This window comes from Acinetobacter sp. AYS6, assembly GCF_025630795.1.
Taxonomy (GTDB): Bacteria; Pseudomonadota; Gammaproteobacteria; order Pseudomonadales; family Moraxellaceae; genus Acinetobacter.
The window spans coordinates 38,083-62,315 of record NZ_JAOTNV010000001.1; the positions used below are offsets into that span (position 1 = coordinate 38,083).

Consider the following 24,233-nt stretch of genomic DNA (forward strand, 5'->3'; position numbering starts at 1 on the left):
TCAGGGTGATACACATTTGCGCTTACTATAATTATGCCTTACATTTGAGGTATAAGGTATAACGCTTTTACCGACACAATTGTGCACAACTATTCGCTCACTATATAAGAATAGGATTGCTAATTTTGTCATTCCATTGCAAGCTAATTTTGCTTTATGTAACAAAAAACTTGTTTTTTGAAAGAAAGGAGGTCTTCTTGATTACAGTTTTAGTTGTGGATGACCATGAACTTGTACGTACAGGCATTTGCCGTATGCTAGAAGATCATGCCGATGTAGAGGTCATTGGACAAGCCGAGTCGGGTGAAGAAGCAATTGCTATTGTTCGTCAGAAACATCCTCAAGTTGTGCTACTTGATGTCAACATGCCAGGCATCGGGGGCGTAGAAACAACACGACGTTTACTACAAACTGCACCAGACACAAAAGTTATTGCTGTAAGTGGTTTATCAGAAGAACCTTACCCTTCACTTTTGCTCAAAGCAGGAGCTAAAGGCTACATTACTAAAGGTGCTCCAATTACAGAAATGGTTCGCGCAATCAACAAAGTTATGCAAGGCGGCAAATACTTCAGTGCCGATATTGCTGAGCAGTTGGCGAGTTCCTATCTATCGGACACACAACAATCACCTTTTGACGCCCTATCTGAACGAGAAATGCAAGTTGCAATGATGGTTGTAAATTGTATTAGTGCTCAGGAAATTGCGGACAAACTTTTTGTAAGTGTTAAAACGGTCAATACTTACCGCTACCGTATTTTTGAAAAACTCGCTATCGACAGCGACGTTAAACTCACCCATCTTGCGATCCGTTATGGTCTGATCAAGCCATAATCAAACTTATATGCAATTTCCCTTAAACTCATCGTTGTCCCATACGATTTTTCGTTTGGGCACGTGGTATGGTTTATATCGTCTTATTATTGCGGTTAGCCTCAATATTATTTTGGTTTTAACCGATGCTCAAATCGACAATAGTCTACAACAACCCGCTTTATATTCTTACACTCTGCTTAGCTATTCCATATTAAGCCTTCTTCAGCTTTTGTGTTTTAAGTTTGTTGCAACCCAGACAACAAAGCAGCTTATTTTATTTTTTGTAGTTGATGTTATCTGCCTGAGTTTACTTACATTTTCTGTAGGCGAACCAAATCTACAACTCAGCTTGCTGTATGTTATTGCAATATTTACCTCGGCAATTTTACTCAGCGCAAGAATGTCTTTGCTCATTACATTACTTGCTGTCATTGCCGTTATTTACCAACGTTTTGTCGGTAGTTTATTTGACTACAACAATCTAAATACGATTGGTAATAGTGCCTTATTAGCCTTCTTATTTTTTGTGGTACATGGCATCGGGCAAATTGCGGTACAGCGCTTTAAACTACTTGAAGCACTGACTTTCCACCAATCCATAGAACTCTATCAACTACAAAATATTAACCGCTATATTTTGGAACAGATTGAAGAAGGCTACTTGGTTCTAGATGAAAACTACGACATTGTTTTAAGTAATCCCGCTGCCTGCTCTCTGTTAGGCATTCCTCCACAATTTGCCAGTGAAAAATATCCTTTAGCGAAATGGCACCCCGATTTATTTGAAATTCTTAAGTTTGATAACTTAAAAGAAGGTGATCGATTTATTTTTGAGTCTCGGCTTTCGGCCTACTCTATTAATATTAAAGTGCAACATCTTTTAGTTCCGCAACAAGCATTGACGCTACTTATCCTACAAGATGCACAGCAAATTAATCAGCAAGCTCAACAACTCAAACTTGCTGCCTTAGGGCAACTATCGGCCAGTATTGCCCATGAAATTCGTAACCCTCTAGCAGCCATTGTTCAGGCAAATGAATTACTTAAAGATAGTGATTTAAATCAGCAAAATACTTTACGCCATATGATTGGTAAGCAAACAAAACGTATCGATAGTATTGTTCAAGATACATTAGGACTTGCCAACAGCGAAAGAACTCACCCGATCCAAATTGAATTAAACGACTTCACAAAGACACTATTAGACGAAGATCTATTAGATGTTAAACATTCTATCCAGCTTAAAATTTCTGATTCATCCTTAAAATTATTATTTGACGAGAAACAACTCAGACAGGTGCTGATTAACTTGGTCAGGAATGCTTTACGACACAATGCACCCGATTCACCCCATATTTTGATCAACATTCATTCACACACAAATAAAATCTATATTGATGTGATCGATTACGGTGAAGGTGTTGCAAAACGTGATATATCTCAATTATTTAAACCATTTTTTAGTACCGAAATTAATGGAACTGGTTTAGGATTATATTTGTCTCATAGTTTTTGTGAGGCAAACCATGCAAAGCTCACTTATGTAGAGCAAAAACAAGGGGCATGTTTCCGAATGGAATGCTCAATAATATATTGATTTTTTTATTAGGTTTTTGGGGAAATGGCAGAACAGCAACCACTGGTTTTGCTTGTAGACGATGAAGAAGATTTGTGCCTTTTAATGCAAATGACTCTTGCACGAATGGGGATTAAAACACATCTTGCTTATCGGGTTGAACAGGCCAAACAACTCTTCACTCAGTTTCATTACGATGCATGTTTAACCGATTTAAACCTGCCCGATGGTAGCGGTTTAGAATTAGTTAAACATGTTTCTCAAACTTATTCTCACACCCCTATTGCAGTTTTAACTGCATACGGCAATATGGATATTGCAATTGCAGCGTTAAAAGCGGGAGCTTTTGACTTTGTAAGTAAACCGGTTAACCAAATTCATTTAGATCAGCTGTTAAAAAAAGCGCTTAACCAGCCAAAACCAGAGCATGAGTTCGGTGAAACCACATTAGAGGATGATCTATTAATCGGGCGTTCTCCACCCATACAAAACTTACGTATTGCTATTAAAAAAATAGCCCGCTCCCAAGCTCCTGTGTTTGTTACAGGCGAATCTGGTACAGGTAAAGAAGTTGTTGCTCATCTTGTTCACCGCTTAAGTAACCGTAGTGAAGGGCCATTTATTGCGATTAACTGTGGAGCGATTCCAACCGAGCTCATGGAAAGTGAACTTTTCGGACATAAAAAAGGGAGCTTTACTGGAGCCACCCAAGACAAACAAGGTCTTATTTTATCTGCTCATGGCGGCAGTTTATTTTTAGATGAAATTGCCGAATTGCCGTTAAGTATGCAGGTTAAATTGCTTCGGGCAGTGCAAGAGAAAAAAATTCGTCCAGTAGGTTCAGACCAGGAAATCGATGTTGATTTTCGGGTGATTAGCGCCAGCCACCAAGATTTAGATTTATTAGTTCGACAAGGTAAATTCCGGCAGGATTTATTTTTCCGTATCCATGTTATGGATATCATGTTACCGCCACTGCGTGAACGTGGTGGAGATATTTTGCTCTTAGCCAATCATTTTATTCAAAAGGTTTGTACGGAATGGGGAATTCCCAGCAAACAATTAACGGCTAGCGCTGAAACTTACTTATTGCAGCAAGACTTTCCGGGTAATGTTCGTGAATTAAGAAATATGATTGAACGAGCGATTACCTTAAGTGATGATGAATGCATTGATTTAACACACTTAGCACCTCCTCTCAGAGGCAGTAGTATTAATCCTCAAATCACCACTAAACCAGTGAATGACACATCAACTACAATTGCTCATGCTCGACCAAAATTACCCATAGAAGGATTAGAACGCTACTTAGAAAATATTGAAAAAGATATTCTGCTGAACGCGTTGGACATGACACATTGGAATAGGACCTTAGCAGCTAAAAAGCTAGGAATGACCTTCCGTTCTTTACGCTATCGACTAAAAAAGTTTGGCTTAGATACCGAATTGGGAGAGGAAGTATAAAAACTACTTTCTCTTTAGAAATAAATCTGCAACGCGATCTAAATATACGTCTTCTTTCATTTCTGGGGGCAAAGGATAGGCTTGATTAGGTTGAATACCTTGCCCTTCAATCATATTGCCATTTGGCGTGTAATAGTGTGAGACTGTCATTTGTAGTGCCGCACCACTTGGCAAAGGAAATAGTTTTTGCACTACGCCTTTTCCATAACTTTTTTCACCCATGACCCACGCACGCTGGTGTTCTTTCATGGCCGCAGTAAAAACTTCGGCTGCCGATGCAGAACGATGATTAATTAATATACCTAATTTTATATTCTGAAATTCATTGCCAGGCAAAGCCTGAAATTGCTGGTTACCTTCCGAACGGCTTTTAGTTGAGACAATAATCCCATTATTTAAAAATAAATCTGCTGACTCGACTGCTGCCGATAACAATCCACCCGGATTATTTCGCAAATCAATTAAAACGGCTTTTAAACGTGGTGAACTATTTTCTTCAATTAATCGTTTAATTTCATTTGCGGTGTCTTGCTGGAATACTCTAATTTTTAATACGAGCACCTGATTATGTAGCATTACAGGTTCTATATCGGTTTCTATTTTTTTATTACGAACTAAGTTAATGTTTCCATTTAACTCTTCTGCTTGTACCTGAAGCGTACTTCCGATAGAACCATAAAGCAGCCCGAGCACTTGATCTTGGTTTAAATTTTTTAAGTCTTGATTATCAATCTTGAGAATCGTCTGACCATTTCTCAAACCTAACTTGTATGAGTCTGAGCCAGTTTTAAGATCACGAATCATCCATTTATGAACATGGACTTCTGGGCTTAATGCAAAATCAACTGACGCAAGGTCACCTTCGGTATATTGGATGAGTTGACGATATTCTTCTGCCGACAAGTAACGCGAATAACGATCTAACCCACTCACTAAACCTTTAATGGCTTGTTGAAATAAGGCATCGTCAGACTTCACGTCGACATAGTTATCTCGAACGATTCCATAGATTTGCACAAACTGTTGAATCGACTCGATCGGCACCTCTGCATAACTATGTTCCGGTTCTTCCGAATCAGAATGCAAAGGTGATAATTTCTCTTTTACAACTGGCGCTGCAAAAGCAAATTGGCTGCAACACAGCAACATACTTACAATAAGTTTTTTATATTTAATGTGTTGCAGCATCCAATCACCTTTGGCTTATGCAGATAATGTAATCAGGTTACGCCCTTGCATTTCAGCAGGAACAGGAATCTGCATTAAATTGAGAATTGTCGGTGCTACATCGGCAAGCACACCACCTTCTGCAATTGTTGCTTGTGTTGGACCAACATAGATAAACGGTACTAGTTCCGTTGTATGTTGAGTGTGAACTTGACCGCTTTCGTAGTCTTGCATTTGTTCAACGTTACCATGGTCAGCAGTAATCAACATATGGCCTTTCTTTGCCATAACTGCTTCATAGACACGACCTAAACAAGTATCAACCGCTTCAACTGCTTTAACAGCAGCATCAAAAATACCTGTATGACCTACCATATCACCATTGGCATAGTTCACAACTAATAAATCGTATTCACCAGAATTAATGGCTTTAACCAATTCATCAGTTACTTCATAAGCACTCATTTCAGGCTTAAGATCGTATGTCGCAACGTTTGGAGATGGAATTAAAATACGCTTCTCACCCGGATATTCATCTTCACGTCCGCCACTAAAGAAGAAGGTTACATGAGCATATTTTTCAGTTTCGGCAATACGTAACTGAGTCTTGCCAAGAGAAGATAAATACTCACCCAATGAATTCTTTAATGCTTCTGGCATGTAAGCAACTGGCGCATCAATGCTCGCTTGATAACGAGTAAGCATGACAAATTTAGAAAGGTTCGGTACAACTTTACGCTCAAAACCTGTAAAGTCTTTTTCTACAAATGCGCGAGTAATTTCACGAGCTCGGTCAGCGCGGAAATTCATAAATACAACGCTATCGCCGTCTTGTACTTTAGCAATATCACCAATACGAGTCGCTTTTACAAACTCATCATTTTCATTAGCTGCATAAGCTAACTCTAATCCTTCCACTGCTGTTTGCGCAGTACGAAGTGCCTCGCCTTCAGTTAACAAGCGATAAGCTTGCTCAACACGATCCCAACGGTTGTCGCGATCCATTGCAAAGTAGCGGCCAATCATAGTCGCGATACGGCCTTGACCAGGATATTGAGCAAATAATGCATCTAATTTTTCTAAAGACGGCTGAGCGCTACGTGGAGGCGTATCACGGCCATCAAGGAAAGCATGTAAATAAACTTTTGCACCACGTTTTAATGCAAGCTCACACATCGCCACAATATGGTCTTCATGTGAATGGACGCCACCTTCTGAGAGTAATCCCATAATATGGACAGCACCACCAGCAGCTTTGGCCTTTTCAACAGCGTCAATCAACACTTCATGTTTAAAAAAGTCGCCAGTGCGGATATCTTTGGTAATACGGGTAAAGTCTTGATACAACACACGCCCAGCACCAAGGTTCATATGGCCAACTTCAGAGTTACCCATTTGTCCATCAGGTAAACCTACATCTTCACCTGAACCAGAAATTAGACTATTTGGATGCTTGGCTTTCATTGCTGCCAAATTTGGTGTTTTTGCTGCAAGAAAAGCATTATCTTCAATCGCTTCACGGTGTCCAACACCATCCATAATGACCAGAACGTGAGGGATCTTGCCAGCAGTTGCATCCGTCATAATCTATTTCTCTTTTGTCTACAATTTCGTCACAATATCTTACCGAATTTTCGGTCAAGACTCTATTTTTTCCTATGGCTTTCACCAATATCCGCGATTGATGAAAACCATACATATCAATTATTACTAGCGAGCGCGGTAAAGCAAATAACTTCCGGCACCAAACATTAACAAGATAGGTACAAGCACAAACCATGCTGGAGAAGGAGAATAAACCAAGCTGGCATAGCCCAAGAAATCCTGCAAATAATAGAAACTCAAACCAATAAATAATGCGATTACCAATCGGAAACCCATCGACTGTTGGCGTAATGGCCCAAAAATAAATGAACACGCCACGAGAACCAGAGCGATCAACGAAAATGGCGAGGCAATTTTTTGCCAGAAAGCCAATTGATAGGTCTTTGGAACCTGACTATATTCATCCATATAACGCATGAAACTAATCAGCTGGCTTGGCGATAAATCTTCAGGATCTAACGTCACCATGTGCACATATTTAGGCTGTAATGCTAAAGAAAGCGATTGTTCGTCATGGTTGGTTTCGATGGCATTTCCTGCCGCCAAAATATCCATTTGTTCTGCTTTCTTCAAAGCCCATTGACCATCTTTTACGAACTGCCCTTGTTGAGCATTGATTAATGATTGCAAGTAATAGTTCTGGTCAAAATCGACCACTTGAATGTCTTTTAAATTGCCCTGAGAGTTAGCATAGTCAATATAGATAAATCGCTGCCCTTCACGTGACCAATAGCCTTTCACTTCACCTAAAGCAGCAACAGAGCGGTGACTTTTGATACTTTGTGCTTTTTCATTGGTATATGGAATAACCCATTCACTTAAAGCAAAAGACAAAATAATAAGCAGTAAAGCTGAACGCATCACCCAACCGACGATACGCCATAAACTAATGCCAACAGAGCGCATGACAATAAGTTCACTACTGGTCGCGAGTGACCCTAAACCAATGACCGCACCAATCAAGGCAGAAATAGGTAAAATTTCATATAGATAACGAGGCGCTCCCCATAACACATAGATAAGAGCCTGCCATGCGTTATAGTCTGGTTTGAGCTCACCCAACTCGCCAAGATATGTAAATAAGACCTGTAAAATCGACAAAACAACTGTGGTGCCAAACATCGCAAGCGCAGTGGTTTTCGTCACATATTTGGCGACTATTCGACGTGCTAACATTATAATTTCACTCGCTTGATCTGTTTCTTGATTTTTGGTGCCAACTTCTGTTTACGTGAAAATAAGGCGGCTGCAACGCCATAAACCACTAACACGGCAGGATAAGCCCAAATATCGAGTTCTTCTTTACTAATACGAGTCTTGATTGCAATCATTAATACGATCAGACTGGAAAAAATAAAAATCGCCGGAATAAGACGGTAATAACGACCTTGTCTTGGGCTCACTTCAGACAATGCTACAGAAAGCATTAAAGCAATAATAATAGTGAATGGTCCAAATAAACGCCATCCCAACTCACTTCTAACCACTGGATCATTTGTTTTTGAGAACAGTTTCGTCGTTGATAATGCTTCTACATCACCACTTTCAAATTTAACATCCTTATCATTTTCTAAACGCAGACGATAAGACTGAAATTCTGCTTGTGTATATTTTGGTTGTCCCGGGAATATTTCATAACGGCGGCCTTGCACCAGATCAACCACATTAGCTGTGTCATTTGCAACTTCTACACGAGTCGCTTCTTTCGCCAAGATCATGACATCTGGTTTATCTTCTTTAGCAGCGCGTTGATAAAAGAAAATATCTTTTAGATTTTTTCGATCTTCAGATAGCGAACCTGCATAAATCGTATAGGGTCCAGAAGAAATAAATTCTCTTGGGCGAACCAAATCGAAACCGGTTCGAACCGCTTGAGTGGTGGTTAATTTTTCAAACTCACGCAACCCCCACGGCGTCATCCAAAGCATAAGCACAGACTGACAAACCATATAAACAAGTGTCATTGGAATGAGTAAGCGTGCTAATTGATGACGACTCACACCACTGCCGTTGAGTACTGCCATTTCATGGTCAACATATAAGCGACCAAACACCAACATTAAACCAATAAAAAAGCCCAGTGGTAAAATGAGTGTTAGAAATTCAGGTAAACGGTATCCAATGATGCTAAACAAGATACTGGCATCTAAACGCCCCTGCGCCGCCACACCAAAGTATTTGATCAGACGACCACCCATCATGATTAAGGTCAATAAGGAAATGACCACCAATGAGGTAGAGACAACTTGCTTGACGAGATAACGCCGAATAATCAAAGTAATACTTCCAAAAGGCTAATCGGGACGAATGCTAGTTTACCCGAATGTTAAAAATATAAAACCGCACATTGCAACGCTATGCTTGAAAGTGTTTCAATGTTTTAATTCATCATAACTTTCTATAGGCAATCACGGCAGCCATGAAATTTACAACTTATACAACTTTTCCCGAACAGACATCTAATGAATCTTTGTGGGTGTTAGTTGATTCAGAACAGCTACAAAGCAACATCAACACATATCAAATCAATAACCTAGAAAGCATTCTTAGCGCTACCCAGTTTAAAGGCAACTTCAATGAAACTCTGCCACTATTTGGTCAGATTTCAAATCAGCCTCACAGCCAATTACTTGGCTTAGGAAAAACAGCCGAACTTCAGGCAGTTAAGCTCGCTAAACTTGCTCAAACGATTATCAAATCGACACAAAATAAATTTAAGCATATCGCAATTGATATTGCTGCGTTACCTGTCGAATACCATTATTTATTCGCTTTAAGCTTAACTCAAGCAGCTTATGGTTATGATGAGTTTAAATCGAAAAAAAATGAATTTGTGTTACAACAGGTTGATTTAATTAGTTCAACTACGAGTCTAGATGAACAACAACTGGCTTTAGTACATGCTGTACAATCCGGTCAGTCTTATGCACGCGATCTTGGCAACCGTCCAGGGAATATTTGTTTCCCAGAATATTTGGCAGAACAGGCACTAGCTTTAGCCGCTGAATTCCCAGACTTACTTAAAGTCACTGTTTTAAATGAACAACAAATGGCTGATTTAGGCATGTATGCTTTTCTTGCAGTCAGTAAAGGGTCTGAGCGTCCGGGTCGTATTGTTACTCTCGAATATCAAGCACAGCTTGAGCAAGCTCCAGTTGTTCTTGTTGGTAAGGGCGTAACTTTTGATACAGGCGGCATTTCTTTAAAACCAGGCCTTGGCATGGATGAAATGAAATTCGATATGTGCGGTGCAGCCTCTGTACTGGGCACCATTCGTGCACTATGCGAAGCACGCCTTCCTATTCATGTGGTTGGTGCAATTGCAGCAGCAGAAAATATGCCTTCTGGTAAAGCAACTCGTCCAGGTGACATTGTGACTACCATGAGCGGGCAAACTGTTGAAATTTTAAATACAGATGCTGAAGGCCGTTTGGTACTGTGTGACACATTGACCTATATCAAGCGTTTTAATCCAGCTGTAGTGGTTGATATTGCGACCTTAACAGGTGCGTGTGTAGTCGCTTTAGGCAAAGTACTCAGTGGGTTGTTCTCACCCGATGATGCTTTGGCAGCCGAGCTCCAACAAGCGGGTGAGCAATCATTTGACCGTGTATGGCGTATGCCGGTGATTGATGATTATCAAGAGTTACTTGATTCACCATTTGCGGATATTGCAAACATCGGTGGACCATATGGTGGCGCGATTACGGCAGCATGTTTCCTTGAGCGCTTTACACGTGAATATCGTTGGGCTCATTTAGATGTAGCAGGAACAGCATGGTTATCTGGTCCAGCTAAAGGCGCAACTGGTCGTCCAGTACCACTCCTCATGCAATTTTTAGCAAATCGTGTAAATACGAATGGCTAAAGTTAGTTTTTATCTGTTTGAAACCAGTGAAGAACGGCAAGTCGATAGTGCTTGCCGTTTATGTCGAAAAATATTACAGAAGCATCCTAAAATCTGGTGGTATTGCCCAGATGTGCAGTTACAACAGATTCTTGATGAAAGATTATGGGATTTTGACCCAGTCAGTTTCATTGCACATGGCGTTGACCAGACTGATGCTGCTGTATGTATTTCGGCTAAACAACCGCTTGAACAAGGCTTGTTAGTATTTAATTTTAACAATCATGCACTTGAACAAGTTGATCATTTTAGCCACATTATAGAAATTGTTGAAAATAATGAAACAGCCAAGCAAATTGGTCGAGAAAAATTTAAAATGTATCGCCGTTTGGGTATAGAACCGCGAACCTTTAAATTATAACGCGCTAAAATGTAAATACTGTTGATTAAGGAGAACCATGGTGGCATTAAATGTCGGGCAAGATTTTAAAAAAAGATGGTTAAATGCGCCTGAAGCTGTCCGTCATACCTATCAACAGGATCTGGCACGTATTTGTGACTTACTAGAGCCTCAAACGCCTATTCAGCTTTGGGTTTTAAATGATGAAAAAGCGCAAATAGAATCACAGCAAAAAATTGAACAAGCCTACGCAGATCTTAAAGCAGAACTTATCGAGCAAGCACGTATTCGTCGTCAACTTGCTTTAGAAAAAGCGCTTGCGGACAAACGTGCATCAGAAGCGGCCTATGCTGCGGAGTTGCAAGCAGACGAAATTCGTAAATTTAATGAACAGACTGAAACATTACAAATTTTACGTACTCATTTAGAACAGGAAGTTGCAGAGCAAACTGCGCGTTATCAGAAAAATCCTGAAACACCAGCGGTCAATTACTCTGCTGGCGTTAAACTTAGTATTACTGATGATCAAATCTTATCTGAGCTTGAAAGTTTACGCATTCGTTTAGAGCTTGAAGCTGAGAGCTTAATTGAACAGTCTGTAACGGCTTTCCGAGCGAAGCTAAATTCGGCAGCTCAAGAAGAAATTGAATACATTTTAAAGAATTCTAAGTTTTCTGATGAAAAGATAGAAAAGTAAATCTTTAAATATTTCTCTTGTCATCAAAATGACATTTAATTGTCACAAAATAGTCATACACAAAATTCTTGTAGATCAATTGATTATAAGAATGAAAAGTAGCTATTTAAGATAATTAATGAGGGTAAGAGATGGACATTCTGCATCAGATTTCAAAACAAGTTGAACAGCTTGATCAGGGTGAACAGTGGACGTTTTCAGCACAAGAATTTTATATGAGTCATAACGACTTTAACTCTTTATCTATCTTACTTACACGTGAGTCTGAAAACGGTGATTTTACAATTACCCGCACTCAGCATAACAAGCCATGGGTCGGCACAAACTCGGTTACGCTAACCAAGCAATAAGTTTTCAAAATAAAAAAACCGGAACAAGTGTCCGGTTTTTTTATTTTAACGATTTAGCTTTTTATTTTAAAAAACCATTCTCAGCTAAAAAAGCCATACTAATATTCGACTCTGTTTTTTGTTCAGCAGCTTTGTCACCTAGCAATAAACGCTCGATATAACGCGCTAAAACATCCACTTCAAGATTTACCTTGCTGCCTACTTGCCACGTTCCAATGTTAGTACGTTCTGCTGTATGCGGAATTAAGTTCAAGCTTAAAATATTTCCACGTAAGTGGTTAATCGTTAAGCTAATTCCGTCAACAGTCACAGAGCCTTTTTCTGCTAAATATTTAGCAAGTTCTACAGGTGCTGTAACTTCATAATAGATTGAGCGCGCATCTTCACGTACTACAGTAATTTCACCCACACCATCAACATGGCCACTCACAATGTGTCCACCAAAGCGTGTTGTCGGTAACATTGCCTTTTCAACATTCACACGTTGACCAACTTTCCAGTTACCTAAAGTCGTGCGATTTAAACTTTCACGAGAAACATCAGCTGCGTACCAATTATCGCCCCATTCAATGACTGTAAGACAAATACCATTGGTTGCAATTGAGTCACCCAAATGTACATCTGACATATCCAGATCAGTCTGAATACGCAAACGTACATCACCACCTACGCTTTGCAGGCTTTCAACTTTTCCTAAACTTTCAATAATGCCTGTAAACATGGCTCAATCTCCAAATCTTTTTACACTGCTTAAATTGCAGCGCTTACCAAAGTGCGAGCTGTGTACTATTACCTGAGGTATCTACACCACCTAGCTCGGCGAAGTGGTAAAGCTGGCCTAATAACTGACGTAATGGTGGTCCTGACTTGGCGTGAGTATCTGTAATTACAATAAACTCAAGCACGCGTGCACGTTCAGACTGTCGCTGTTTACTTACTCGATAGCGCGGAACATCTTGGGTTAACAAGGTCACTTTACCGCGCTCCAGATTGGCCATAAGCAAATCTTTCGGCTCGATATTACCATCAGTTGAATAACTGGTCAGAATATAGCGGGCATTGATGGTTGAAAGTAGTTTTTCATACGCATCTTTCGCATATTTAGAAGAGTTATAAGGGCTTGGACGTTCTTTACGCCATGCTCTATCAATACCACTCTTATAACCTTTGGTATCTGGTGAAGGTAAATCAACCTGATCCCATAAAGTTAATGCATTTAAAACATGGTAATTACTACTATATGCATGTTGGTTATAAGGTGGATCGAGATAAGCAACATCTACTTCAAAACCACTCATTTGATTTGCGAGATGCTGTGAATCTACACACCACATTTCAGCAGCAGGACGCTTACGATCACCAATCTCGCAAAAACGGCTTGGTGTTAACCAAAGTAATGACTCAATTCGTTCTAATGCAGTTTGTGTACGGCCACCCCAGCCTTGGTGAAAGCTTTTAAATACACCACTGGTGTTACTGACAAAACTTGCTGAATAGAGCAATGGTGCGAGCAAAGCACTCATCTCTACATCATTAATAGCACCTTGCGCCTGCCATGTTGCAATCTGCTGACGAATCGCATCAATACGCATACCATTACGGCGTTTAAAGAACAAACGGTCACGGGTTGGATCGTATACATCATCATTGCGTGGGCAAAGGTTATGCGTTACCCAGCCTTTAACCTCAGGTAAACGATTTAAATAATCGATTGCCTTCTGATATCCACCCAGCTCTTTAAAAGCAGGCGCATCAGTACAAGCTAAAATCGCATGATTTAAAGCATGGCTATAAGGTTCCCAGTCATTGGCGATCACACGGTAACCATTTTGACGCGCCAAGCGAGACACGACACCACTGCCGGCAAAGAAATCGGCAAAAATCGGAGGATTCTTTTTCTTGCTATTCAGCGTCCCTGTAATTTCAAGGGCTTCTAAAATTAGATGGAGCAATCGGCGCTTATTACCCAAATAAGGAACAAGCTGATGGAAAAGATATTCGTCTGTCGTACGGGCCGCATGACGACGTTTGTGATAAACCGAAGGCTCTGGATTCATACTTTCTCTTGCGTAGGGATTAACCTTAAGCGTATATCTTGATCAAGTTGTGTCACATCAAGAAGTGTAAAACGAAGTTGTTGTGCCATATATTCAAATTCTGCATTGAACATGGCTCTTGCACTTTTCCCCAATAATGTCGGGGCAATATAACTGATCAATTCATCGACTAAACCTTCTTGTAAAAAGGCGGTCGATAATGTTGCACCAGCTTCCACCAATACATCATAAATTTGATATTGCTTAGATAGGGTCTGTAACAGCATTTTTAAAGGCTGAATTTCTAATTGTATCACGCCTAAATCGACAAGTTCTTGACGATATGGCCCCATCACCATCACAGTTTCAGGGTTTTCTAAAATTTTAGCATTAAGTGGCAAACGCCCCTGACGATCTAAAACAACTCGTTTCGGCTGAGCAACTGTCTCAATATCAATATGTCCGAGTGAACGCACATTAAGCTGACAATCATCTGCAATCACGGTTTCAATACCTGTAATCACTGCTCCTGAAATAGCACGCCAATGCTGGACATCTTGACGGGCAGCAGAACCAGTAATCCATTTCGATTCACCAGATGCCATTGCCGTACGACCATCTAGACTTGAAGCTACTTTTAAGCGTACATAAGGCATACCCGTAGACATCGCCTTTAAAAAACCTTGGTTTAATTTTTCTGCTAAATCTTCACAAATGCCAACTTCTACTTCAATTCCGGCATCTTTCAAAATCTGCACACCTTTGCCCGCAACGAGTGGGTTTGGGTCAGGACATGCCACAACCACTTTTTTAACTTGTGCTTTAACCAGTGCTTCGGCACAAGGAGGAGTTCGCCCATAATGTGCACATGGCTCAAGCGTCACATAGGCTGTTGCATCTTGTGCTTGTTCAGCCGCCTGACGTAAGGCAAAAACCTCTGCGTGGGGTTGACCTGCTTTAGGATGAAAGCCCTCACCTATTAACTGATCATCTTTGACAATGACACAACCAACATTTGGATTCGGCTTAGTCGAATATAGACCTCGTTTGGCAAGTTCAATAGCTTGCTGCATCCAATATTGATCTTTTTTCAACTCAGACATAAAAATCTCAAATAGTTATTGTTCACGTTGCTGCATTTGCTCAATTTGACGGCGAAAAGCTTCAACATCCTGAAAATCTTGATAGACAGAAGCAAATCGAACATAAGCGACATGGTCAAGTGCAAATAAAGATTGCATGACGACTTCACCAATTGTTCTAGACTTCACGTCGCGCTCACCTAAACGGCGAATCTGCAATTGGATATCACTTAAAACAGTTTCGATCTGTTCTTGGGTGACCGGACGTTTTTGCAAAGCGTGCATTAACGAACGACGTAATTTGGCCTCATCGAAAGGTTCATTTTTTCCATTCGATTTGATTACACGGGGCATCACCACTTCATAGCTTTCAAAAGTGGTAAAACGTTCACCGCAACTTACACACTCACGACGTCGACGAATCTGACAGCCTTCGGCGGCTAAACGTGAATCGATGACTTTACTATCTGCGGCGTTGCAAAATGGACAATGCATAGCGGATTTATAGGGTCGATTACTTTGACCTAGTGTAGCAAAATTTCTACGCTTACAGAACCAGCATTCTATGAGACAAAAAAACAGTCCTGAGCAAGATCAAAGTATCGCTTTGATCATTGCGCAAGACTGTTCTTTTAAGACAGCAGATATATACGAATTATTCTATGCGTTCGCCATGTTGGCTTAAATCTAGACCCATGCGCTCATCATCGGCGTTAACACGGATACCAATCACGAGATCAATCACTTTAAGAATTACAAAAGTCGCGATACCACTGTAAATCATAGTAGCTAATACGCCTTCAACTTGTACCCACAATTGACCAGCAAATGTTGGTGCTAAGGTAACGTTGGCTGCTTTAATAATTTCGTCACTGTAGAATACGCCAGTTAAAATCGCACCGACAATACCACCTACCGCATGCAAACCAAACGCATCCAAAGCATCATCGGCTTTAAGTAAGCGTTTAAGTGCTGTAATACCCCAGAAGCACACTACGCCACCGATAAGACCCATAACTAAAGCACCGCCTACCCCAACAAAACCTGCTGCTGGCGTAATCACAACCAAACCAGCGACCGCACCAGAAGCACCACCTAATACAGAAGCTTTACCACGAATCATGCGTTCAACAACTAACCAAGAGAATGCAGCAGCGGCAGCAGCAACTTGAGTCACTAAAATTGCCATACTTGCACGAGCACCCGCGCCTAATGCACTACCACCGTTAAAGCCGAACCAACCTACCCAAAGTAAACTTGCACCAACAACAGTTAGAGTCAGGTTATGCGGAGCCATAGATTCACGGCCCAAACCAATACGTTTTCCAAGCATATAAGCAGCAACTAGACCTGCAACACCTGAGTTGATGTGTACAACTGTACCACCAGCAAAATCTAATGCGCCTGCTTTAAATAACCAACCATCTGTTGCCCAAACCCAGTGAGTAATTGGTGCATAAACAACGAGCACCCAAACCGCAATAAAGATCATGAAAGCTGAATACTTCATACGGTCTGCAATAGATCCGCTAAGAATTGCAACTGTAATAATGGCAAAGGTCATTTGGAAAATAACAAAGAGGCTTTCAGGAATTGTCCCACTCAATGCATCAAACGCGACTCCGTTGAGCATTGCTTTAGACAAATCACCAAAAAATGCACCTGTGCCAGAGAACGCGATTGAATACCCAGCAATCACCCACAGCAAACTGACTAAAATTGCAGCGGAAAGGCTGAACATCATCGTACTTAGGACATTTTTTTTACGTACCATACCGCCGTAGAATAGTGCCAAACCAGGAATGGTCATTAATAGAACCAAAGCTGTTGAAACTAAAATCCACGATGTATCGCCTGTATCAAGTTTTGGTGTTGGTGCTGGAGCTGCCGGAGTTTCAGCAACTGGTGCTTCTGCTGTGGTTGCAGTAGCTTGAGATGTTGATGTAGCCGCAACTTCCGATGTAGGAGTTGTTACAGCATCTTCTGCCCAAACGGCAGTACCACCCAAAAGAGCGCCTGATAGACTCAGCGCCATAAGTATTTTTTTCATTCGTGTCCCCCAACCTCATTTGCGAGTTATTTTGTACTCAGCAAGCTTTGTGCCAATTAGACAGCATCTGGTCCAGTCTCACCCGTACGGATACGGATTACTTGTTCCAGATTAGTCACAAAAATCTTACCATCGCCGATTTTTCCAGTGCTTGCCACACGTGTAATTGATTCAATTACCGAGTCGACCATTTCATCACTAATCGCAATTTCGATTTTTACTTTAGGTAAGAAATCAACCACATACTCTGCGCCACGGTAGAGTTCTGTATGTCCTTTTTGACGACCAAAACCTTTAACTTCAGTTACGGTAATCCCTTGTACACCAATGTCAGAGAGCGCTTCACGCACATCATCCAATTTAAACGGTTTTACAATTGCAGTTACAAGCTTCATGTTTGTTTCCTTCGGCTTCTTTTCACCAGTAAGGTTTTATGTTCAATTTTCATGCCAATATTTCAAAGGTTGGGGGAAGTGAATCTTTTGCATGAAGTTTCTTTATAACCTATTTAGTGATCAAGATGTAGATGAGCTATTAAAAATAAAATGAATTTTCAGTATGGTTAACTGCTGATTTAATGTTCTATTTATACTAAAAGAATTGAAACCTATATCCCACGTTCAAGCAGTGGTAAACTATAAACCATAAGGTAATACAACACTTTGGATATTTTATGCTAGAAACTTTATTACAGGCCATTTTGGAACAAATTGATGAGCCTAAAAAAGATTTGGAAAAAAATTTACGTGCATTATTAAATGAAGCAGTCGAAAAGTTAGATCTTGTTTCTAGACAAGAGATTGACCGCCAAAAAACTGCACTTCAATCGGCCAACCAACGTTTAGAAGAGCTACAAAAACAAGTGAGTCTATTAGAAGAAACTTTAAAGAATAAAAAATAAGCACCACCGTAGCGCACTTATACTTTACAACGATTAAAAATGAAGCACCATAATGGAACAATAAGATGTCTTTTTCTAAAATTTATACACGGGGACTTTTGGGTTTACATGCACCTCTCATTGAAGTAGAGGTACATGTGAGTCAAGGCTTACCTTCTCTGACCATTGTAGGCCTAGCAGAAGCGGCAGTCAGAGAAAGTAAAGACCGCGTTCGCTCAGCAATTATTAATAGTGGATTTCAGTTTCCGACTAAACGACTGACCATTAATCTTGCACCAGCAGATTTGCCCAAAGATGGTTCACGTTTAGATTTACCCATTGCTGTCGGTATTCTAATTGCCTCTGGTCAGCTCCCAGAAAACTGCGCCGAAGATTTTGAATTTATTGGAGAGTTAGCACTTGATGGCCATGTAAGGCCAGTGTCAGGTACTTTAACTTTGGCAATGGCTTGTCAACAAGCTAAGCATAAAATGCTTTTACCGCTTGATAATAGTCAGGATATTAGCCATTTACCTGACTTTAAATGTTATCCGGTGAGCCATTTAAAAGAAGTCTGTGAACATTTTCTGGGCACAAAATCTCTCTCTTCGGTTGAGCCTACGACCACTTCAAACCAAATGCCTTATAAATTTGATCTGGCAGATGTAAAAGGTCAGCTACGCCCACGGCGTGCACTCGAAATTGCTGCGGCTGGAGGCCACTCCTTACTTTTTAAAGGACCACCCGGAACAGGTAAGACTCTACTTGCCTCAAGGCTTCCTTCAATTTTACCGCCTCTCTCTAATCAAGAAACACTTGAGGTTGCGAGTATTTATTCTATTTCAAATACATCACATACTTTTGGTCAGCGGCCATTTCGAGCGCCCCATCATACAGCATCCGCGATTGCACTCGTTGGGGGCGGATCTCACCCTAAACCGGGCGAAATAACATTGTCGCATTTAGGGGTTTTGTTTTTAGATGAACTTCCTGAGTTTGACAGAAAAGTGCTAGAAGTTTTACGGCAGCCGCTTGAGTCAAAAGAAATCATTATCTCAAGAGCAGCTCGACAAATTACCTATCCAGCTAATTTCCAACTGATTGCGGCCATGAACCCCTGCCCGTGTGGTTATGCGTTTAATCAAGATAGTCGTTGCCAGTGTTCACCTGAAAGTATTAAGCGCTATCAAAACCGTATATCGGGGCCTTTACTTGACCGTATCGATTTGCATATTGATGTACCGCCTTTAAAAGCTCAGGAACTGCAAGATCCAACACCTGCTGAAGATTCTAGCAGCGTTCGACAACGTGTGATTTCTGCTTATGAACAACAAATGCAAAGACAAAATTGTTTAAATCAGGCGCTTTCACCGAAGCAACTTGAGCAATATGCTGTGCTTGATAGTACTTCGCAACGAATGATTGAAATGGCTCAACAACGTTTAAATCTATCGGCTCGCGCTTATCATCGTGTTTTACGAGTAGCGCGAACCATTGCCGATTTGGCTCAAAGTAAGGTGATCCAAAGTCCTCATCTTACAGAAGCGCTCTCTTATCGAGGCAATCATTCTTAAGGTAAAACAGCGGATGATGAGTCCGCTGTTCTTTTATTAAGAACTCTGTTTAACGTCTCAATTAAAGCAGTGATTTCCTTCTCTGATAAAGCTGCAAAACCCAAGCGAATACAATGACTAGAAGACTCCCCTTGTTTAAACTTTTGCTCTGTATCAATGTTGAGTTCTTTTAATTTTATAAGCTGATCTTGAGTAAATGGTTTCTGGAATTTCACCCATACAGCCATTCCACCCGCGGGTGGTTGTATATGAACACGCTCTGCAAAAATTCTTTTAAACTCAGCTAACACATGATCACGGCGTAGCTGATATATTTTTTTCATTTTACGGATATGTCGTTTGATTTCGCCCCGCTGCATTAAATCAGCTAAAGCAAGTTCAGTAATATTATTACCTTGACGATCAATCAGTAAAATATCTTCAGTAATCGATTGAATGATTGTTGGAGATGCCACCATATAGCCTAATCGAATACCGGGTGCAAAAACTTTAGATAATGAACCCACATGAATAACCAACTCAGAATGAGGCAAACTCGCTAAGGGTGGCATAGGCCGACTGTCATAATGAAATTCATGGTCATAGTCATCTTCAATAATATAAAAGCCCCATTTTTTTGAAAGCTCTAAGAGTTGGAGACGGCGATTCATTGTCATCGTGACTGTTGTAGGATATTGATGGTGTGGGGTTGTATAAATGGCAGCTACAGAATGCTCTTGTAAAATCCGTTCTAAATCCTCAATGACAATACCTTGTCCATCTAATTTGACAGAAACGACCTGAAAACCATTTGATTGGAACGCTTTAAAAGCAGATGGGTAGTAAAGCTCTTCAACAATAATAACGCCCTGCCGATTAGGTAATGCACGAGAGGCAAGAAAAATTCCCATCTGGCTACCACGTACAATACAAATCTCATCTTCGGCAACGTTCATAAAACGCTCCATCGACAACATTTGTTGTAAGGCTTGTCTTAACTCAATCATACCTCGTGGGTCACCATATCCCATGTACTGGTTTTGAGTAATTTTAATCAGTGCATGCCGATAGGCGCGTGAAAATAGTTCGTAGGGAATAAGCCGTGGATCTGGCACACCATCGTTATGTGGATATAAAGCAACTTCTTGAATCATTGGCTTCTCATTAACTTTTCGCTCAGATACTGAGTCTATTTTGAGTTGTTTTTCTGGCAAAACATCTGCCACAAATGTGCCTTTTCGAGGGCGAGTTACAAGCCATCCTTGTGCTTCTAATTCTTCATAGACCGCTTGTACTGTTTTCCGATTAATTCCTAATTCTTTTGATAAGCTACGAGAGCCCGGCAGCATAGTCCCTTGCGCCAAACGGCCACTTAAAACTTCCTGACTAATCAAGTTGGTAAGCTTTAAAAAAACTGTTTTTTCTTCTCTTTCATCGATACGAAAATGTACTTGCCAAGGTCTTAGCATATTTGCCCCATCTGGACCAGATAACTTATAAAAACTGGATGTATTGATTCATCCAGTTGTTTTCTATTCTGCCTTCACCTACTTAATTTGGTCAACTGGACTGGAGAAGAGATGAAGACTGCTTCCGTAAACAAACAAGACCTTATGCAACATGCACAGCAAGACATGCAAAAGTGGATTAGTGACTCAGATTTAACTGACCGCCAAAAGCTTGCACTCACTTGTCGTATTTTATTTGATCATGGCCATGATGCTGGTTTAGCAGGCCAAATTACTTGTCGTAGTGAAAGTAAAGAATCCTTTTTTACCCAACGTTTTGGTTTAGGTTTTGATGAAATTACTGCCTCAAACTTGCTTGAGGTGAATCAAGACCTAGAACCCATTAATCAAGAAGGAATGGCAAACCCAGCCAATCGTTTTCATACATGGATTTATAAAGAACACCCAGAGGTGAACTGCATTATCCATACGCATCCGACTCATGTAGCGGCTCTTTCCATGCTTCAAATTCCGCTCATAATTTCTCAAATGGATGTCTGCGCACTCTACGAAGATTGCTCATTTGTAGGCCATTGGCCGGGTGTTCCTGTAGGCAATGAAGAAGGTATTTTGATTTCTTCTGCTTTGGGTAAAAACCGTGCTGTTTTGTTGTCTCATCATGGTCAACTGGTCACAGGAAAAACCATTGAAGAAGCGTGTAACTTGGCTCTTTTAATTGAACGCGCAGCTCAACTGCAATTACTAGCCATGTCGGCCGGGCAAATTCAGCCGATCCCACACGATTTAGCTACAGAAGCTCATGACTGGGTATCTACCGATAAACGCAACAAGGTGAACTTTGCTTACTACGCACGTAAAGCTTTAAAAAAACATTCTGACTGTATTTAAAAAGAGATTTCGACCATGAAACTAAACGGCATTATTGGCTACCCTGTTACTCCTTTTTCTGATGACAACACCATTAACCTTCCTGTTTTAAAACAGATGCTGGATTTGCTTATTGAAAATGGCTGCGATGCAATTGCGCCTTTAGGCAGTACTGGCGAAAGTGCTTATCTTGAATGGGATGAGTGGTGTTTAGTCGCTAAAACTTCAATTGAAAGCATTAATAAACGTGTACCTGTCATTATTGGGATTTCAGAACTCACGACGGATCAAGCCATCAAAAAAGCGCAGATCGCGCAAAGCTATGGTGCAGATGCACTTATGGTGATTCCTGTATCTTATTGGAAGCTAACAGATCAAGAGATTTTTGAATATTATCAGGCAATTGCCCAAGCAACGACTTTACCGATTATGATTTATAACAACCCTGCGACTAGTGGTGTTGATATGTCGCCAGAATTAATCGTACGTATGTTTAACAACATTGCAAATATTACAATGGTGAAAGAAAGTAGCGGTGACATTCAACGTATGCATAAAATTCAGGAACTCTCAAAAGGTGAACTTCCATTTTATAACGGCTGCAACCCTCTAGCATTAGAAGCTTTATGTGCTGGAGCAAGTGGTTGGTGTACAGCAGCACCAAATCTGTTAGGCCAACAACCTCAACAACTTATCGAACATGTAAAAAATGGTGAATTACAACAGGCCCAAAAAACATTTTATCAGCAACTTCCTCTACTACGCTTTATTGTAACTGGGGGTTTACCTAAAACGATTAAAGCAGGTTTACAGCTACAGGGTGTTGCTGCGGGTTCACCACGTAAACCACTGTCCAAAGCCTCGGATATTGAGCTTAGCCAATTAAAACAGCTACTTTCTGAAATAGAAAACTAATAAAAAAAGCGGGTCAATAAACCCGCTTTTTATAACTCAAAACTTAGAATGTTTTAGTTAAACTAAACACTAAACCTGTGTCATAAGGTTTTTTCTGAGCATCGGTCATGCCAGAAGTACTAATATCTGTACCAACTACATCTAGCTCAGCAACAATACCCAAAATGTTATAGTTTACGCCGACTTTATAATCGATATAGCTATCGTCTTCACCTGGTCCACCCGCAACTACAAGTAAAGAGTCTTTATTTTTAAGCTTGTTATAACCAACTGAAGCAAGCCCAGTAAATCCTGTGTCTGCAATTGGTGCTGAATAGCCGACGTTAAAATACCAGAACTCATCAGAGTGGCCCCAGTAATCATCCGAATAACTTACACCCACACTAAGTGCATCACCTTTAAATAAAGAGTCTGCAAATGTTAATTTCCCGTAAAATTCGTTAAAGTCAAAACCAGTATCCCCATTGTATGGGTTAGTAAATTTTGAATCAGAACCAATATAGCCGTAATGAATTACACCCACGTCATAGGTCGGTGCCAGCTTATCTGACAGTTTTAAGGTATTGGTATAACCTAATGAGATATCGGTTTCAGTTGAAACGCCAGGTGTATTAAAGTCAACGCTTGACCCCCAAAGCGCAACATATGCACCAGACTTATGAGAAAAAGTAAAACCACCTTGAATTGCCGGGTTGTTTGACGATTGCGTAATACCACGGAAACGGTAGTCTGTGGTTGCTGCGACACTCCCGGTTGCTGTAATACCATAAAAAGATGGTGCATCTTCAGCCATAGCCATGGTTGAACCTGCTGCAAAGATACCAAGACCTAAGGCCTTAAGTGCAAATTTCATCATTCTGATCTCCCCCATAATGAATGCACGATTTATGTATAAACACATTGTGTTACTTAAGCTTTAGCAATTGCTGTGCCAAGTACATCTTTCTTATCGCTGCACTTCATTAATTTAAAAATTAGAATATTTTTATGAGGAGAAAAATGCTTATTAAGTTTAAAAATATATTCATAAAAAACAATATTATGAAACACTACATTTATCCAATTAAAAAAGAACAACATGAGGAAACACCTTGTCGGAAATAAATTAACAACATCGGCAGTATCAATTTACTCAATGTAAAATTTCTATTTAAACTTAAATAAGGGATATAAAAATTACGTAAATTTTTTAAAACTGGCTTTTAATGGTCTGTGAATGGGCATTTCTTTTAATTAGATTTCTTTATTTTTTCTGTTTTAAAAGTTATGAACTATTTTGGGTCTTTTTTTAAACAAAAATACTTATAAAAGTCTAGCGCACAAAATTCAGGCAATACATCGCACTAAATTTGTTCAAATAGAATAGATTCTATGGGCTTACTCATAGTGGTTTATTCTTGTACATCCTTCCTTTAAAATAATGTTATAAAGTAACAATTCATATTGCATTGAGTATTAAT

General features: G+C 40.2%; 23 protein-coding genes. 11 read left to right on the forward strand and 12 right to left on the reverse strand.

Annotated features, from left to right (window positions below; translation table 11 throughout):
- Positions 1-197 precede the first annotated feature (197 nt).
- The 3 genes from OD757_RS00215 to OD757_RS00225 are packed head-to-tail and all read left to right on the forward strand — an operon-like array spanning position 198 to position 3,855.
- Positions 198-833 (forward strand): response regulator, encoded by a 636-nt coding sequence (locus OD757_RS00215; protein ID WP_003654436.1) that lies wholly within the window; start codon positions 198-200, stop codon positions 831-833.
- 10 nt (positions 834-843) lie between these two features.
- On the forward strand, positions 844-2,412 hold the full coding sequence (locus OD757_RS00220) for a sensor histidine kinase (protein WP_263030479.1): 1,569 nt from the start codon (positions 844-846) through the stop codon (positions 2,410-2,412).
- Between the two features lie 24 nt (positions 2,413-2,436).
- On the forward strand, positions 2,437-3,855 hold the full coding sequence (locus OD757_RS00225; protein ID WP_263030480.1) for a sigma-54-dependent transcriptional regulator: 1,419 nt from the start codon (positions 2,437-2,439) through the stop codon (positions 3,853-3,855).
- Between the two features lie 3 nt (positions 3,856-3,858).
- Here the strand turns inward: OD757_RS00225 and OD757_RS00230 are convergent, their stop codons facing one another.
- From OD757_RS00230 to lptF, 4 genes are all read right to left on the reverse strand, one after another.
- Positions 3,859-5,043, reverse strand: a complete 1,185-nt coding sequence (locus OD757_RS00230; RefSeq protein WP_263030481.1) for a S41 family peptidase — start codon at positions 5,041-5,043, stop codon at positions 3,859-3,861.
- 15 nt (positions 5,044-5,058) lie between these two features.
- Positions 5,059-6,606, reverse strand: coding sequence for a 2,3-bisphosphoglycerate-independent phosphoglycerate mutase (gene gpmI, locus OD757_RS00235; RefSeq protein WP_263030482.1), 1,548 nt, complete (start codon positions 6,604-6,606; stop codon positions 5,059-5,061).
- A gap of 126 nt (positions 6,607-6,732) precedes the next feature.
- A complete protein-coding gene (lptG, locus tag OD757_RS00240) occupies positions 6,733-7,803 on the reverse strand; it encodes an LPS export ABC transporter permease LptG (protein ID WP_009392309.1) in 1,071 nt (356 codons plus the stop codon).
- Positions 7,803-8,903, reverse strand: a complete 1,101-nt coding sequence (gene lptF / locus OD757_RS00245) for an LPS export ABC transporter permease LptF (protein WP_009392370.1) — start codon at positions 8,901-8,903, stop codon at positions 7,803-7,805. The genes lptG and lptF overlap by 1 nt, the downstream gene beginning before the upstream one ends.
- A gap of 143 nt (positions 8,904-9,046) precedes the next feature.
- Between lptF and OD757_RS00250 the strand changes: the two genes are divergently transcribed.
- The 4 genes from OD757_RS00250 to OD757_RS00265 all read left to right on the forward strand — a co-directional run bounded on the left by OD757_RS00250 (position 9,047) and on the right by OD757_RS00265 (position 11,921).
- On the forward strand, positions 9,047-10,495 hold the full coding sequence (locus OD757_RS00250; protein WP_034678733.1) for a leucyl aminopeptidase: 1,449 nt from the start codon (positions 9,047-9,049) through the stop codon (positions 10,493-10,495).
- A complete protein-coding gene (locus OD757_RS00255) occupies positions 10,488-10,895 on the forward strand; it encodes a DNA polymerase III subunit chi (RefSeq protein ID WP_009392261.1) in 408 nt (135 codons plus the stop codon). Before OD757_RS00250 ends, OD757_RS00255 begins: the two co-directional genes overlap by 8 nt.
- Positions 10,896-10,932: 37 nt before the next feature.
- Positions 10,933-11,571: a hypothetical protein gene (locus OD757_RS00260; protein WP_009392355.1), complete on the forward strand. Its 639-nt coding sequence runs from the start codon at positions 10,933-10,935 to the stop codon at positions 11,569-11,571.
- Positions 11,572-11,702: 131 nt separating this feature from the next.
- Positions 11,703-11,921, forward strand: a complete 219-nt coding sequence (locus OD757_RS00265; RefSeq protein WP_263030483.1) for a hypothetical protein — start codon at positions 11,703-11,705, stop codon at positions 11,919-11,921.
- Positions 11,922-11,982: 61 nt separating this feature from the next.
- On the opposite strand, the gene OD757_RS00270 is transcribed toward OD757_RS00265, so the two are convergent.
- The 6 genes from OD757_RS00270 to glnK all read right to left on the reverse strand — a co-directional run bounded on the left by OD757_RS00270 (position 11,983) and on the right by glnK (position 17,484).
- Positions 11,983-12,642 (reverse strand): riboflavin synthase, encoded by a 660-nt coding sequence (locus tag OD757_RS00270; protein ID WP_004710964.1) that lies wholly within the window; start codon positions 12,640-12,642, stop codon positions 11,983-11,985.
- A gap of 43 nt (positions 12,643-12,685) precedes the next feature.
- Complete coding sequence (locus OD757_RS00275; RefSeq protein WP_009392290.1) at positions 12,686-13,978, reverse strand: DNA adenine methylase; 1,293 nt, start codon at positions 13,976-13,978, stop codon at positions 12,686-12,688.
- A complete protein-coding gene (gene ribD, locus OD757_RS00280; RefSeq protein WP_263030484.1) occupies positions 13,975-15,060 on the reverse strand; it encodes a bifunctional diaminohydroxyphosphoribosylaminopyrimidine deaminase/5-amino-6-(5-phosphoribosylamino)uracil reductase RibD in 1,086 nt (361 codons plus the stop codon). Before ribD ends, OD757_RS00275 begins: the two co-directional genes overlap by 4 nt.
- Positions 15,061-15,075: 15 nt before the next feature.
- On the reverse strand, positions 15,076-15,534 hold the full coding sequence (gene nrdR, locus OD757_RS00285; protein WP_003654416.1) for a transcriptional regulator NrdR: 459 nt from the start codon (positions 15,532-15,534) through the stop codon (positions 15,076-15,078).
- A 160-nt stretch (positions 15,535-15,694) separates the two neighbouring features.
- The gene (locus OD757_RS00290; protein WP_263030485.1) at positions 15,695-17,089 is read right to left on the reverse strand and encodes an ammonium transporter; all 1,395 of its coding nucleotides are present in this window, start codon (positions 17,087-17,089) and stop codon (positions 15,695-15,697) included.
- A 56-nt stretch (positions 17,090-17,145) separates the two neighbouring features.
- On the reverse strand, positions 17,146-17,484 hold the full coding sequence (glnK, locus tag OD757_RS00295; protein WP_009392365.1) for a P-II family nitrogen regulator: 339 nt from the start codon (positions 17,482-17,484) through the stop codon (positions 17,146-17,148).
- A 278-nt stretch (positions 17,485-17,762) separates the two neighbouring features.
- Here glnK and OD757_RS00300 point away from each other — a divergent pair, with 278 nt between their 5' ends.
- Both OD757_RS00300 and OD757_RS00305 read left to right on the forward strand, forming a co-directional pair.
- On the forward strand, positions 17,763-17,990 hold the full coding sequence (locus OD757_RS00300; RefSeq protein WP_009392348.1) for an accessory factor UbiK family protein: 228 nt from the start codon (positions 17,763-17,765) through the stop codon (positions 17,988-17,990).
- A 65-nt stretch (positions 17,991-18,055) separates the two neighbouring features.
- Positions 18,056-19,543, forward strand: a complete 1,488-nt coding sequence (locus OD757_RS00305) for a YifB family Mg chelatase-like AAA ATPase (RefSeq protein WP_263030486.1) — start codon at positions 18,056-18,058, stop codon at positions 19,541-19,543.
- Here OD757_RS00305 and OD757_RS00310 read toward each other — a convergent pair.
- The gene (locus OD757_RS00310; protein WP_263030487.1) at positions 19,540-20,991 is read right to left on the reverse strand and encodes a PLP-dependent aminotransferase family protein; all 1,452 of its coding nucleotides are present in this window, start codon (positions 20,989-20,991) and stop codon (positions 19,540-19,542) included. The two genes, OD757_RS00305 and OD757_RS00310, sit on opposite strands and share 4 nt — an antisense overlap.
- A 111-nt stretch (positions 20,992-21,102) precedes the next feature.
- Between OD757_RS00310 and OD757_RS00315 the strand changes: the two genes are divergently transcribed.
- Both OD757_RS00315 and OD757_RS00320 read left to right on the forward strand, forming a co-directional pair.
- Positions 21,103-21,879 (forward strand): aldolase, encoded by a 777-nt coding sequence (locus tag OD757_RS00315; RefSeq protein ID WP_263030488.1) that lies wholly within the window; start codon positions 21,103-21,105, stop codon positions 21,877-21,879.
- Between the two features lie 15 nt (positions 21,880-21,894).
- Positions 21,895-22,773 carry a dihydrodipicolinate synthase family protein gene (locus OD757_RS00320; protein WP_263030489.1) on the forward strand — a complete coding sequence of 293 codons (879 nt, stop codon included), beginning with the start codon at positions 21,895-21,897 and terminating at the stop codon, positions 22,771-22,773.
- A 43-nt stretch (positions 22,774-22,816) separates the two neighbouring features.
- On the opposite strand, the gene OD757_RS00325 is transcribed toward OD757_RS00320, so the two are convergent.
- Positions 22,817-23,629, reverse strand: coding sequence for a TorF family putative porin (locus tag OD757_RS00325; RefSeq protein WP_009392368.1), 813 nt, complete (start codon positions 23,627-23,629; stop codon positions 22,817-22,819).
- Positions 23,630-24,233 lie beyond the last annotated feature (604 nt).